We start from the raw sequence: 13,490 nt of genomic DNA, 5'->3' as shown, positions 1-13,490 counted from the left end.
GATGCCCGTGCCATGGTTGGGTCTGAGCAATGGCGGCGCTTTCCAGCCCGGGCGCGAAGACAGGGGCCTGCTGTGCAGCCAGCTCGGCGGCCTCGTTGACCGTTCAGGCGGAACGGCGACCTGCCCGGAAGCAGTGGAGCGCGAGATCTATGCGCTGGGTCTGGGCATCGCCGAGTTCCGGCGCGGTACCGAAGGCCAGGTGCTGCCGGTGCCCGACTCGCGCCTGAACCGGCGCATCAGCGCTGCCACCGTGATCGATTTCAGCGGGCCGGCGCGCGCCTCGGCTTTGCTGGCCACCAAGTTCTCCGGCCTGGGCACCCGCACACGCGGCACGCTCGTCGGCAGCGCCATCGTCTGCACGCCCTGGGGCACCTGCCTGCATGGAGAGGGCGACTTTCTGCCGTTCGTGGGCCGTGGCATCGACACGCTGCCCCGCCATGGCGCCAAGGCCCTGGCGGGCTTGCAGCGCTACGGCCTGAGAGCCGGGCACCAAAGCCTCTGCCGCTGGGAGCATGCCGGCAAGCAGGACCTGTTCGCGCGCTGGAACGCGGCCGTGGCCGGCGCAACAGCCGCGCACGACTACCGCAACATCGCCAACACCTTCGGCTGGGTGGTCGAGACCGATCCCTTCAATCCGGAGTCGGTGCCGGCCAAGCGCACGGCGCTCGGCCGCCTCAAGCAGGCCGAACTCTGGATGGTGCCAGCGGAAGTCGGCCAGCCCATCACCATCCTGATGCGCGATGCCGAGGACAAGGAGACCCGCTACCGCTACGTCTCACGGGCGCTGTGGAACCCCGCCGACAGTGGCAAGGGCCAGAGTGCCGGCTCCAAGTACCTGGACGAGGGTCATCTGCAGCTGGCATGCCGCGACGCGCAGGGTGAGCTGGCGTGGACCACGCTGCGCCACGGCAGGCTGGGGCTGGAAATGGCCAATGCCGACTATCCCTTCACCAACCAGGCCGACGTCCTGATCAACGCCCGCCTGGCGGCCGACCAGATCCGCACAGCTTGCGCCGCTCAGCGCGTGCTCTGAAGCAACTCCTGCAGGGAGCCCGCCTGGGCTTCGCGATAGGCCGAGCACAGCTCGATGCGCGAAACCGCCTTGGCCAGGAGGGCCGGGCCGGCATCGAGCTGCGCGGCAGCCGGACCGAACTGCTTCTGAAGTCGCTCGGCCCGCTCTTTCGTGCAGCCACCAGCCAGCACCTCGGGCAGATTGGCCTCGGCCACCTTGGTCATGCGCTTGCGCAGGGCGGCGTCATGCTCGGCCACGAAGTCCAACGCACTCTGCGCCAGCAGCGGGTCCTGGATCTGGCGCCCAAGCACTGGGCCGATGGTTTCGCGGCTGTCCAGCTTGGCATCGAGCAGGAGGCGCCGCGCTCGCGCAGCCAGGTCCGGCGCACCGAAAACGCCCAGCGCCGACAGCAGCTGCTCGCGCAGGCGACGGTCAGGCGTGACGCGGGCCAGGTTCAGCATGCCATCGAACAGCGTCGCATCGCCTGCCAGGGCGGCCGAGCGCAGGATGGTGCCGCGCAGGCCTGGGTCAATCAGCTCTTCGTGGGCCAGGCCATCGCGCGTCGCGGCAGCGAGCCAGGCACGGGTGTATAGCAGCGCCTGTTCGCGCAGCACCGCATCGCGGCCGCTGTCGGCCATGAAGGGCAAGAGCGCTTCGCGCAGCAGGCGGCGGTCTTCGTCGTCGTCAGCGCCGACCTGCCAGCCAAGCTCGCGAGCCTGCGCGCCAAACAGGCTTTGCAGCAAAGCCGCATAGGCACTGCGCTGCTCGGCCACGGTCATGGGCTCCAGGCCGGCCATTGTTTCCAGCGCGGCTTCACGCAGCTCGCGGCGCGGGTCGGCCGCCAGCGCCTTCACCAGCGGCGCGAGGCTGCTGAGTTTCAGCTCACCGTTCTGCGTCAGCGCGCGCTGATCGTCCAGCAGGGCGAGCAGTTCGCTGACGCTGTACTTCGCGGGCTGGATCAGGGCCGGGTCCATCTGCGAACGGTAGTAGCCCTTGCCGCCAACATTGGGCTGCAGCCAGCCCGGGCAGCTGGCATCGGGCAGCGTCACCGTTTCGTTCTGCGTCTTCAGCAGATGACGGCTCACGCCACCCGGCGTGCGCAGGACCACCGGCACTGTCCATTGGCTGTCGGGCATGTTCTTCGCCCCCAGCGGCCGATAGCGCGACTGGCTCAGGCGCAAGCGCGGCGCGCTGCCGGCTTCGCACTGCAGTTCGAAGCGCACGACCGGGATGCCGGGCTGGTCGATGAAGCTGGCGAAGGCCGCTTCCAGGTCCTTGTCGCCTTCCGCGATCGAATGGACGAACTGCTCGCTGGACGCGCTGCCGCCCGCATGGTGCTTGATGTAGCGGCGCACGCCGGCCTGCATGCGTGCCTCGCCAAGCCAGGACTCGAACATCGAAAGCACGCTCTGGCCCTTGGAATAGGTGATTTCGTCGAAAGCCGTGCCCAGGTCTTCGTTCGTACGCACAGGCTGATGAACGCGGCGCGCGCTGGGCAGGCGGTCGCCGGCCATCGCTTCCTGGCGCACATGCTGGGTGGTCAGTTCCCAACGCCAATCGGGGCGCAACTGGGCGGTGATCTTGTCGCCCATCCAGGAGGCGAAGCTCTCGTTGAGCCAGAGATCGTCCCACCAGCCCATGGTCACCAGGTTGCCGAACCACTGATGCGCAATCTCATGCGCCGCTGTGGAGACATAGTTGCGCTGCAGGCTCAAGGTCTCCTGGCCGGGCTTGCCCAGCATGATCTTGCTTGAGTAGGTGATGAGGCCCGGGTTCTCCATCGCGCCGAAGTTTTCGGTCAAGGGGATCACCAGGCTGTCCAGCTTGCTGAACGGATGCGGCATGCCGAACCAGCTTTCCAGCTGCTGCACCACGTCCGGAGTGACCGATGCGGCAAAGCTCGCTTCTTCGGCGCGGCCGCGTGGCGTCAGGTAGCGCAGGGGCGTGGCACCCGCCAGGCCGCCGTCCTTGACCGCGAATGGCCCGACCGCAAAGGCGAGCAGATAGCTGGGCAGCGGCGGCGTGGTCTTGAACTCGACGCGCTTCCAGCCCTTGCCTGCGGCTCGCTCTCGCAGCACCGGCTCGTTGGCCACGGCGAGTTGCTTGCTCGGCACGGTGAGGCTCAGCGTCCAGGGCACTTTCCAGCCCGGCTCATCGAACACCGGGAAGGTCATGCGCGCGCCGAGGTCCTCGAACTGCGTGGTCGCATACCAGTCGCCGCCTTCACGCTGGCGGAACAGGCCCAGCGTGTCCTGCTCGCTGATCAGGCCGGTGAAGCGCACCCGCAGCGTGCCGCGGCCGGCCGGCAGTGGCTTGGCAAAGCGCAGGAAGACGCTGTCGGCGTCGGCCGTGCTGGCCTTGCCGATTTGCGCGGCACCGCCTTCGGCCCGGTATTCGACCGCGCTGATGCGCAGGTCCTTGGCATGCAGGCGCAGCGCTTTCAACGCACTGTTCAGCTCAAGCGAAATCTCGACGGTGCCGCTATGGCGCGGCTGCGCGGGGTCAACCTTCAGGTCGAGCTTGTAGGCCAGCGGCCGGGCCGCATCGCCAAGACGCATGGGCAGGTTGCTCGCCGCATGGGCCACGCCCAGCAAGGCCAGGCTCGTTGCCATGCCGATTGCCATGCTCTGTGCCAGCGTTGTCAGAACTCTCCTCATCAATCCCTCGTCTCTCGCGCTTCTGTCTATTCGATCGGGGTCAGCTTGGCCACCGACAGTGCCAGCCACTTGGTGCCGTGGCGGCCGAAGTTGACTTGCGCGCGGGCATCCGCGCCGCTGCCTTCCAGCGTCAGCAAGACACCTTCACCAAACTTGTTGTGGAACACCGGTTTGCCCACGCGCAGGCCGCCATGTTCCTCGTCGACCTTCTTGACCATCGCGGCTGGCACCGGGGCTGCCGCATAGGCCGGCCGCTCGGCATACTTGCCGGCGCCGACCATGGACTTGAGGCCCGAGCCACGCTGCCAGGCGTCTTGGTAGTCGCGCGCAAAGCCCGACCCAAAGCCCTGATTGCGCGGGCTCAGCCACTTGAGGCAGGCTTCGGGCAGCTCGTCGAAGAAGCGGCTCTTGATGCTGTAGCGGGTCTGGCCATGCAGCATGCGGGTCTGGCTGAAGCACAGATAGAGCCGCTGGCGCGCCCGCGTGATCGCCACATACATCAGCCGGCGTTCTTCTTCGAGGCCATCGCCGTCCGACAGCGAGTTCTCATGCGGGAACAGGCCTTCTTCCAGGCCGGTGATAAAGACCGCATCGAACTCCAGGCCCTTGGCCGAATGCACGGTCATCAGCTGGATGGCGTCCTGGCCGGCCTGGGCCTGGTTGTCGCCCGCTTCCAGCGATGCGTGCGTCAGGAAGGCCGCCAGCGGCGACATGATCTCGCCGGTCTCGGCATCCGGCACCGCCGGCGCCGCGTTGGCCACGGCAGCCGGCAGGCCTTCGGTGATCGCACCGGGCGAGAGCTCGTCCACCGGCAGCGCTACGGCATCCTTGCCAAAGCCCTCCTGCGTCACGAAGGCTTCCGCGGCATTGACCAGTTCGGCCAAGTTCTCCAGCCGCTCGGCGCCTTCCTTTTCGGTGCGATAGAAGTCGGCCAGGCCGGAGCTCTCGATCACCTGCTCGATGATCTCGCGCAGGTTGTGGCCCTGCGTCAGGTTGCGCATCGAATCGACCAGGTTCACGAACGCGGCCAGATTGCCGCCACCCTTGCCCGCCACTGCGCCCACGCTCTGGTAGAGGCTGCGGCCGCTGGCACGCGCCGCATCCTGCAGGAGCTCGATGGTGCGGGCGCCGATGCCGCGGGTCGGGAAATTGACCACCCGCAGGAAGCTGGTGTCGTCGTTGGCGTTCTCGATCAGGCGCAGATAGGACAGCGCATGCTTCACCTCGGCCCGCTCGAAGAAGCGCAGGCCACCATAGACGCGATACGGGATGCCCGCGTTGAACAGGCCCGACTCGATCACCCGCGACTGCGCATTGCTGCGGTAGAGGATGGCGATCTCCTTGCGGTCAATGCCGCCGCGATGCAGGGCTTGCGCTTCCTCGATCAGCCACTGCGCCTCGGCGAAGTCGCTGGTGGCCTCAAAGACCCGCACCAGCTCGCCGGGGCCGGCCTCGGTGCGCAGGTTCTTGCCCAGACGGCGGCTGTTGTGGCCGATCAGGGCGTTGGCGCTGTCCAGGATGTTGCCGAAGCTGCGGTAGTTCTGCTCCAGCTTGATCACCTGCTTGACGCGGTACTCGCGCTCGAAGTCCGACATATTGCCGACCCGCGCGCCGCGGAAGGCATAGATGCTCTGGTCGTCGTCGCCCACGGCGAACACGGCCTGGCCCCTTCCAGAATTCGCAGGAGGCGCAAACATCTTCAACCAGGCGTACTGCAGCTTGTTGGTGTCCTGGAACTCATCCACCAGCAGATGCTGGAAGCGGCGCTGGTAATGCTCGCGCACGGCCTGGTTGTCGCGCATCAGCTCGAAGGAGCGCAGCATAAGCTCGGCGAAGTCGACCACACCTTCGCGCTGGCACTGGTCTTCATAGGCCTGGTAGATCAGGGCCAGGGTGCGGGTCTGTTCATCATGCTGCTCCACATCGCCGGGGCGCAGGCCGTCTTCCTTGGCGCCGGCGATGAACCAGCTGACCTGCTTGGCGATGTAGCGCTCTTCGTCCAGCTTCATGCCCTTGATGACGCGCTTGATGGCCGAGACCGTGTCGGTCGAATCGAGGATCTGGAAGCCTTGCGGCAAGCCGGCCAGTTTCCAGTGCGCGCGCAAGAAGCGGTTGCACAGGCCGTGGAAGGTGCCGATCCACATGCCTCGCACGTTCACCGGCAGCATGGTGGTGAGGCGGGTCACCATCTCCTTGGAAGCCTTGTTGGTGAAGGTCACGGCCATCACCCCGCCCGGCGAGACCTGGCCGGTCTGCATCAGCCAGGCGATGCGGGTGGTCAGCACGCGTGTCTTGCCCGAGCCGGCGCCGGCCAGGATCAGCGTGGCCTCCGCCGGCGCGGTGACGGCGGCGTACTGCTCTGGATTCAGGTTCTTCAACAGTCCGCTGCTGGGAGGGGCGGCAAACAGGTCATCTTGGGAATGCGAACTCATCGAGAGGATTGTAGGCAGTGGCATCATGCCGACCCGTGAAGTCCCGCTCTCGCCCCTTCCCTTGCCCCTGCGGCCACCAGCGTTCCTACCAGGATTGCTGCGGCGCCCTGCATCAAGCCTTTGCGGAATCAGGCGGCTTGAGCGCGCCGGACGCCGAGACCCTGATGCGCTCGCGCTACAGCGCTTTCGTCTTGAATGAGCTGGCCTACCTGCTGGCAACCTGGCACGCAAGCCGAAGGCCGGCAGCGCTGGAGCCCAATGAGGCGGGGCTCAGATGGCTGGGCCTGGAGGTGAAAAAGCACCTGCGACAGGACGAAAGCCATGCGACGGTCGAATTCGTCGCTCGCAGCAAACTGGGCGGTCGCGCCCAGCGGCTGCATGAAACCAGCCGCTTCGTCCACGAGGACGGCGCCTGGTTTTACGTCGATGGGGATATGTCTTAGCGGGCCAGGCGCTGACGCGGCGGCCAGGCCTGGGGTTCGCGCAGTCCGAAAAGCTTGCGCGTCCAGGTCCAGGCCGAAGCCAGAGTCGAGCGGTGTCCGACGGTGTAGGTTTGAGGCATCTTTGTCTCCCGAGCTGCCGCAATCATCTCTGCGGTGTGTGACAACATTCTTTCGGACAGAGCCCCTCTTTGCCGAGCCCCCCAAGTGGGTGGAGCTGCAAGGAAATGCAACAAATGCTCAACATCCTCCACCTTGACGACGCCCTGGTAGCAATAGACAAGCCGCCGGGCCTGCTGGTCCATCGCACGCAGCTCGATGCGCATGAGGAAGAGGCGGCGCTGCAGAAGCTGCGCGACCAGCTTGGTCGGCCGGTCTGGCCGGTTCATCGGCTGGACAAGGGCACCTCGGGCGTCCTGCTGTTTGCGCTCGACGCCGACACCGCTTCGGCCGTCGGCCAGTCCTTCGAGCGGGGCGAGCCAAGCAAGCGCTACCTGGCCCTGGTGCGCGGCTGGCCGGCAGAAGACACCGGCGCGATCGATCATCCGCTCTCCCGAGATCCCGAGCAGCCATCCACCGGCCAGCCCATGCTGGAAGCGCTCACCCATTGGCGCTGCCTGGCCCGGGCCGAATGGTCACTGGCGACGGATGCGCGCTTCCCCACCAGCCGCTTCGCCCTGATGGAGCTGCGCCCCGAGACCGGCCGCCGCCACCAGATCCGCCGGCACCTGAAGCACATGGCCCATCCGATAGTCGGCGATGCCACCCATGGCAAGGGCCCGCTGAACCGCGCCGTGGCCGCCCATCTGGGCGTTCAGCGCTTGTGGCTGCATGCCTTGGAGCTGCGGATCTGGCACCCCGGAAACGGCGAAGCGCTCGTGATGAGCGCTTCGCCTGGGCCTGAATGGTCAGGCCTGCCCGGGATTCAGACCGAGCTTCAGTCGATCACGCGCAGCACCAGCCCCGAAGCCTGAGCACCGCCGCGGAAGACCTTCTGCGTGGCTGCCTTGAAGTCTTCCGGCTTGGCATCACGGATGCGCACATAGGTCTGCGGATTGCGGTCGATCAGCGGGAACCAGCTGCTCTGCACCTGCACCATGATCTTGTGGCCGCGGCGGAAGGTGTGGTTCACGTCCGGCAGGTCGTAGGCGATCTGCTCGACCTTGCCCGGCACCATGGCCTCTGGCTTCTCGAAGCTGTTGCGGAAACGGCCGCGCAGCGGGTCGCCACGCACCAGTTGCTGGAAGCCGCCGAAATTGCTCTTGGGCGTTTCGACGTCGGTTGGCGCGCCGCCGGCCATGCGCCCCGCGGGCGGCTCGCCCGCTTCGGGCGGATGCACGTCGATCAGCTTGACCACCCAATCCGAGTCGGTCCCCGTGGTCGAGACAAAGAGCCGGGCAGCCACCGGCCCGGCCACCGTCACGTCCTCTTCCAGCACATCGCTCTCATAGACCAGCACGTCGGGCCGCGTGGCGGCAAAGCGCTGGTCGCTGACCATGTACTCCTGCGGCATGCTCAGTGTCGTGTAGGCAACGAAGGGCACCGGCTTGTTCGGATCGCTGATGTACTGGTCGAAGCCGCCCTGCCCGGCAGCCGGCGCCGTGAAGCTCAGCTTGCCACCCGCGTGGAAGTACAGCGTCTTGGCCTTGGCCTGCTCAGGCGGCCAGGCCGAATACTGGCGCCAGACATTGGTACCGGTCTCGAACACATAGGCCTCGGGCAGCTTGGCATCCGTGGCACCGCGCAGGTGCTGTTCGAAGAACGGGAAGACGATGTTCTTCTGGAAGAACTCGGTGTTGTTCTGCGCGAAGCTGATCTGGCCGAGGGCCTTGCCGACCGAACGCACCCAGCCGCCGTGCACCCAAGGGCCCATCACCAGCTGGTTGCTCACGCCCGGGTTCTGCGCCTTGATGTGCTTGTAGACCGACAGCGGGCCGGCCAGGTCTTCGGCATCGAACCAGCCGCCCACCGTCAGCACGGCCGCCTTGATGCCCTTCAGGTGCTGCGGAATGGCGCGTGCCTTCCAGTGCTCGTTGTAGGTGTCGTTGTCGACCAGCTCGTCGAAGTAGGGGTTGCGCGCGCCCTTCTTGCCTTCCACCTCGAAGCTCTTCTGGATATTGGCCAGGTTGCCGAGCTTCAGGAAGTAGTCGTAGGCATCGCGGCCCTTGTAGTCGAACGGGATCGAGCCTCGGGGGCCGGTGGTGGGGTTCTCCAGCGGCTTGTAGCTGGTGAAGAAGCCGTAGTTGTGCACCAGCATCAGGCCGCCGCCGTGGTAGCCGTCGTCACGCATGAAGTAGTCGGCAATCGGTGCCTGCGGCGAGGCGGCCTTGATGGCCGGATGGGAATCGATGATCGAAGCCGCAGCATAGAAGCCTGGGTAGGAAATACCCCACAGGCCGAGCTTGCCGTTATGCCCCTTCACGTTGTCGAGCAGCCATTGCACGCTGTCGTGCGTGTCGCTGCTCTCGTCCACATCGTTCTTGCTCTTCTTGTTGGCGATGTGCGGCGTCATCTCGATGAACTTGCCTTCGGACATGTAGCGGCCGCGCACGTCCTGGCAGACGAAGATGTAGCCGGCCTTCAGGAAGGCTTCGCTGGGCGCCAGGCGGCGCACGCCGTCACGGTCCACGCCATAGGGGCCGCAGCTGTAGGGCGTGCGCACCATCAGGAAGGGGTAGGTCTTGCTCGCGTCGCGCGCCACGTCCTTGGGCACGTAGACGACGGTGAACAGCTTCTTGCCGTCACGCACCGGGACCTTGTATTCGTACTTGGTGTAGTTGGCCGCCGTGTCGTAGGCCGGTGCCGAAGCCGGCGCGGGTGCGGGTGCGGGTTGTGCCTGGGCGGCGGCCGAAGCCAGCGTCGCCAGGGCGAGAAGCGGAGTGCGCATGCTTGCCTTGAGGTTCAGGGTTTGGAATCAGAAGCGGACGGCGTAGACCGGCGGCAGGTTCAACGACAGGGTCTGCCAGTGGTCGCCACCATCATCGCTGGCCCAGAGGCCGCCGGTGGTGCTGCCCATCAAAAGCCGCCGACCCGTGCCGTCAACCGCCAACCCGTGGCGGTACACGAGGTCGTAGCAATGTAGCTGCGGCAGCCCTTCTCGCAATGTCTCGAAAGTCTTGCCGCCGTCACGGGTGCGCAGCACGCACAGGGCGGCATCCACGGGCACGCGGCGCTCATCCTTCACCGCCGGCACAAACCAGGCGGTCTGCGGGTCCAGCGGGTGGGCAGCGACCGCGAATCCGAAGCTCGAAGGCTCGGCCTTGAGCTCCTGCCAGTTCGCGCCGTTGTCTGTGGAGCGCCAGATGCCGCAGTGATGCTGGGTCCACAGAACATCGGGCGCGGCCGTGCAGCGCTCGACGCGGTGCGGATCCTGGATATTGGGGTCGTCCTGGCGCTCCGGCGGCATGAAGAGCGCCTTCATGCCCGTGGCGCGCGTGCTCCAGGTCGCGCCGCCATCGGTCGTGCGCCAGGCACCGCCGCAGCTGATGCCGATCAGCATCTCGCCGGCCGACTGCGGATGCGGGCAGATCGAATGGATGCCTGGCGCGTCGTAGCCGCCGCCAAACCATTCCAGTCGCTCCTCGCGGTGCCAGAGCGATTCGATCAGCTCCCAGCTTTCGCCACCATCGCTGCTGCGGAACAGGCCGCCGGGAATGGTGCCCGCCCAGATATGGCCCGCCGCGTCGCGCTCCAGCGACCAGATCTGCACCAGCTTCCAGGCGGGCCCCGGTGCGCCCTCGGGCTGCACCGGGAAGCCGGGCGTTGCCAGCTCTCGCCAGGTCTGGCCGCCATCGTCCGAGCCATGCAGCTTGACGCCGAAGTGCCCCAGGTTCAAGGCGGCGAGCATGCGCTGCCCCGGAGGAGCTGGCAGCACCATCGTGACCGGCTCGGCAATGAAATTCAGTTGAGCGATCTGCCAGCCCCGGCCACCTTCATGGCGCAGCTCGAACAGGCCCTTGCGGGTGGCGACCCAGGCGGTTTGACTCATGACGCTGTCATCCTCCAGACAAGGCTTGCAGCACATGGACCTGGCTGCCGGCTTGAAGAATATCGCTGAGGCCCACAGGGTCGCGCTGGCGCCGGCCGTCGATGAAGATCACGACGTTGGCGCGCAGGTGAGACTGGTCGTCCAGCACATAGCCACGCAGCCTGGGATGTGCCGCGAAGCATTCCTCCAGCGCCGCACGCAGCTGCAAGGCGCCTGTCTCGAATTCAGGCGCGTCGACGAAACGGCGCAATTGCGGCGTGAAGACGATACGGGGCATGGCTGCGCATTAGGCGCCTGCCCTGCCGGGTCCGCATCAGTGGAAGTCCCGCGGCGGGCAAGGTCTGGGCCGGGCCACCACAATCGCCACATGACGAATGAATCTTCCAAGGGCGTGCTGTACGCAGCCGCTGCCTATGCCGCCTGGGGCTTGTTTCCCTTGTTTTTCAAGCAGTTGGGGCATGTGGGCGCGCAGGAGGTGGTGGCGCACCGCACGGTCTGGTCCTTGCTGTTCGTGATGGCGCTGCTGCTGGTCAAGAAACATTTCAGCTGGATGCGCGCCGTGCTGGGCCAGCCCAAGGTGCTAGCCGCGTTCGCCTTGTCAGCCGTGCTGCTGGCGACGAACTGGCTGATCTATGTCTGGGCGGTGCAGAACGACCATGTGCTGGACGCGAGCCTGGGCTACTTCATCAACCCGCTGGTCAATGTGGCGCTGGGTTTTGCCGTGCTGCATGAACGGCCGCGCAAGCTGCAATGGCTGGCCGTGGGCCTGGCCGCGACAGGCGTCGTGTGGCTGACCGTCCAGGCCGGCCGCCTGCCCTGGGTGGCCCTGAGCCTGGCTTTCAGCTTCGGCTTCTATGGCCTGCTGCGCAAGATTGCCCCGCTGGGCGCGCTGGAAGGATTGACCGTCGAGACCCTGGTGCTCGCGCCCATCGCCATTGGTGCCTTGGCGTGGTGGAGCCTGCAAGGCCATAGCGCTTTCGTGAGTGGCGACAGCTTCACCCTTTTCATGCTCCTGCTCTCCGGCCCGCTGACCGCCATCACCCTGCTGCTGTTCGCTTCCGGCGCCCGCCGCATCCCGATGACGACGCTCGGTCTCCTTCAATACATCGCACCGACCACGCAGTTCGTGCTGGGGGTCTGGCTCTATCACGAGCCCTTCCAGCCGAGCCGACTGGTCGGGTTCGCGCTGATCTGGGCTGCGCTGGCGGTCTACAGCCTGGAGAGTCTGCTGCGCAGCCGGATGACGGCTGCGCAGCCCGCCTGATCGGGATGATCGAACTGATCGATCAGTTGCGCATCAGGTGATCGAAGGCCGCCAGCGCTGCCTTCGCACCATCGCCGGCCGCGATGATGATCTGCTTGAACGGCACGGTCGTCGCGTCACCGGCAGCGAACACGCCCGGGACCGAGGTCTGGCCCTTGGCATCGACCACGATCTCGCCGTGCTTGCTCAGTTCGACCACGCCCTTCAACCATTCGGTGTTGGGCACCAGGCCGATCTGCACGAACACGCCTTCCAGCTCGATGTGATGGCTCTGGCCGCTGGCACGGTCGGTGTAGGTCAGGCCGTTGAGCTTGCTGCCGTCGCCGGTCAGCTCGGTGGTCTGCGCCTGTGTGTGGATCACCACGTTCGGCAGGCTCTTGAGCTTGTTGACCAGCACCGCATCCGCCCGCAGCGCATCGCCGAACTCGATTAAGGTCACATGGGCCACGATGCCCGCGAGGTCGATGGCCGCCTCGACGCCGGAGTTGCCGCCACCGATCACCGCCACGCGCTTGCCCTTGAACAACGGGCCGTCGCAATGCGGGCAATAGGCCACGCCCTTGTTCTTGTATTCCTGCTCGCCGGGCACGTTCACATTCCTCCAGCGCGCGCCGGTGGAGAGGATCACGGTCTTGCTCTTCAGCGTGCCGCCGTTGGCGAGTTGCACTTCCACGAGGCCACCGGGCGTTGACGGCGGAATCAGCTTCTCGCCTCGCTGCAGGTTCATCACGTCCACGCCATACGCCTTCACGTGGGCGTCAAGGCCCATCGCGAATTTGGGGCCGTCGGTTTCCAGCACCGAGATGAAGTTCTCGATCGCCATGGTGTCGTTGACCTGGCCGCCAAAGCGCTCGGCCGCAATGCCGGTGCGGATGCCCTTGCGAGCGGCGTAGACGGCCGCGGCCGCGCCGGCGGGGCCACCGCCAACCACGAGCACGTCGAACGCCTCCCTGGCCGAGAGCTTGGCTGCATCCTTGGTTGCAGCGCCGGTGTCGAGCTTGGCGACGATCTCTTCCACCGTCATGCGGCCGGAACCGAAATGGCTGCCGTTCAAGTAGACGCTGGGCACGGCCATGACCTCGCGGGCATTGACCTCGTCCTGGAACAGCGCGCCGTCCACCACCACCGTCTTGACCTTGGGGTTCAAGACCGACATCAGGCTCAGCGCCTGCACCACGTCCGGGCAGTTGTGGCAGCTCAGGCTCATGTAGACCTCGAAATTGAAGTCACCGTCCAGGCCCTTGATCTGCTCGATCACGTCAGCCTCGACCTTGGGCGGATGGCCGCCGGTCCACAAGAGCGCGAGCACCAGCGACGTGAATTCATGACCCAGCGGGATCGCAGCAAAGCGCAGGCTCTGGTCGCTGCCGATGCGCTTCAGGCTGAACGAGGGGCGGCGAGCATCCTGGCCACCAGTCTTCAGCGTGATCTTGTCGGACATGCCGGCGATCTCGACCAGCAGTTCCTGCAGTTCACGCGCACTGGCGAAATCGTCCAGCGAGGCTTCGATCTCGAAGGGCTTTGTCACGCGCTCGAGGTAGGACTTGAGCTGCGATTTGAGGGTGTCGTCCAACATGGTGGGGCTCCTGGTTCAGGCGTGGCGATATCAGCCACTCTGAAAACGCCCGCGCAATCAGGACGCTTTCAGCGTGGCTCGGCTGTATTGACCGAGCGGAGCCCGTGGAACCGGCTTTGCC

General features: G+C 66.1%; 11 protein-coding genes. 4 read left to right on the top strand and 7 right to left on the bottom strand.

Going from position 1 to position 13,490, the window contains the following annotated elements:
* The first annotated feature begins 1 nt into the window (after position 1).
* Positions 2–1,033, top strand: coding sequence for a PhoX family protein (locus tag ABT392_RS04475; protein ID WP_395386480.1), 1,032 nt, complete (start codon positions 2–4; stop codon positions 1,031–1,033).
* On the opposite strand, the gene ABT392_RS04470 is transcribed toward ABT392_RS04475, so the two are convergent.
* The gene (locus tag ABT392_RS04470; protein WP_464970915.1) at positions 1,018–3,624 is read right to left on the bottom strand and encodes a M1 family metallopeptidase; all 2,607 of its coding nucleotides are present in this window, start codon (positions 3,622–3,624) and stop codon (positions 1,018–1,020) included. The genes ABT392_RS04475 and ABT392_RS04470 overlap by 16 nt on opposite strands.
* Before the next feature lie 71 nt (positions 3,625–3,695).
* Complete coding sequence (locus ABT392_RS04465) at positions 3,696–6,101, bottom strand: UvrD-helicase domain-containing protein (RefSeq protein WP_395386482.1); 2,406 nt, start codon at positions 6,099–6,101, stop codon at positions 3,696–3,698.
* 35 nt (positions 6,102–6,136) lie between these two features.
* Here ABT392_RS04465 and ABT392_RS04460 point away from each other — a divergent pair, with 35 nt between their 5' ends.
* Positions 6,137–6,544, top strand: coding sequence for a YchJ family protein (locus ABT392_RS04460; RefSeq protein WP_395386483.1), 408 nt, complete (start codon positions 6,137–6,139; stop codon positions 6,542–6,544).
* Here the strand turns inward: ABT392_RS04460 and ABT392_RS04455 are convergent.
* Positions 6,541–6,663 (bottom strand): hypothetical protein, encoded by a 123-nt coding sequence (locus tag ABT392_RS04455; RefSeq protein WP_334278910.1) that lies wholly within the window; start codon positions 6,661–6,663, stop codon positions 6,541–6,543. The genes ABT392_RS04460 and ABT392_RS04455 overlap by 4 nt on opposite strands.
* Positions 6,664–6,777: 114 nt before the next feature.
* Here ABT392_RS04455 and ABT392_RS04450 point away from each other — a divergent pair, with 114 nt between their 5' ends.
* Complete coding sequence (locus ABT392_RS04450) at positions 6,778–7,515, top strand: pseudouridine synthase (RefSeq protein ID WP_395386484.1); 738 nt, start codon at positions 6,778–6,780, stop codon at positions 7,513–7,515.
* Here ABT392_RS04450 and ABT392_RS04445 read toward each other — a convergent pair.
* From ABT392_RS04445 to ABT392_RS04435, 3 genes are read right to left on the bottom strand one after another with little or no spacing between them, the layout of a single operon-like run.
* Positions 7,479–9,428 carry a CocE/NonD family hydrolase gene (locus ABT392_RS04445; protein ID WP_395386485.1) on the bottom strand — a complete coding sequence of 650 codons (1,950 nt, stop codon included), beginning with the start codon at positions 9,426–9,428 and terminating at the stop codon, positions 7,479–7,481. The two genes, ABT392_RS04450 and ABT392_RS04445, sit on opposite strands and share 37 nt — an antisense overlap.
* 27 nt (positions 9,429–9,455) lie before the next feature.
* Positions 9,456–10,529 (bottom strand): WD40/YVTN/BNR-like repeat-containing protein, encoded by a 1,074-nt coding sequence (locus tag ABT392_RS04440; protein ID WP_395386486.1) that lies wholly within the window; start codon positions 10,527–10,529, stop codon positions 9,456–9,458.
* A gap of 7 nt (positions 10,530–10,536) precedes the next feature.
* On the bottom strand, positions 10,537–10,806 hold the full coding sequence (locus ABT392_RS04435) for a MoaD/ThiS family protein (protein WP_395386487.1): 270 nt from the start codon (positions 10,804–10,806) through the stop codon (positions 10,537–10,539).
* A 90-nt stretch (positions 10,807–10,896) separates the two neighbouring features.
* On the opposite strand from ABT392_RS04435, the gene rarD reads away from it, so the two are divergent.
* A complete protein-coding gene (gene rarD / locus ABT392_RS04430) occupies positions 10,897–11,793 on the top strand; it encodes an EamA family transporter RarD (RefSeq protein WP_395386488.1) in 897 nt (298 codons plus the stop codon).
* Between the two features lie 22 nt (positions 11,794–11,815).
* Here rarD and ahpF read toward each other — a convergent pair whose 3' ends face one another.
* On the bottom strand, positions 11,816–13,369 hold the full coding sequence (gene ahpF, locus ABT392_RS04425) for an alkyl hydroperoxide reductase subunit F (protein ID WP_395386489.1): 1,554 nt from the start codon (positions 13,367–13,369) through the stop codon (positions 11,816–11,818).
* Between the last annotated feature and the right edge of the window lie 121 nt (positions 13,370–13,490).

Source organism: Paucibacter sp. JuS9, assembly GCF_044043925.2.
In the GTDB taxonomy this organism is placed as follows: Bacteria; Pseudomonadota; Gammaproteobacteria; order Burkholderiales; family Burkholderiaceae_C; genus JAUASW01.
This window is presented reverse-complemented; position numbering and strand designations above follow the sequence as displayed.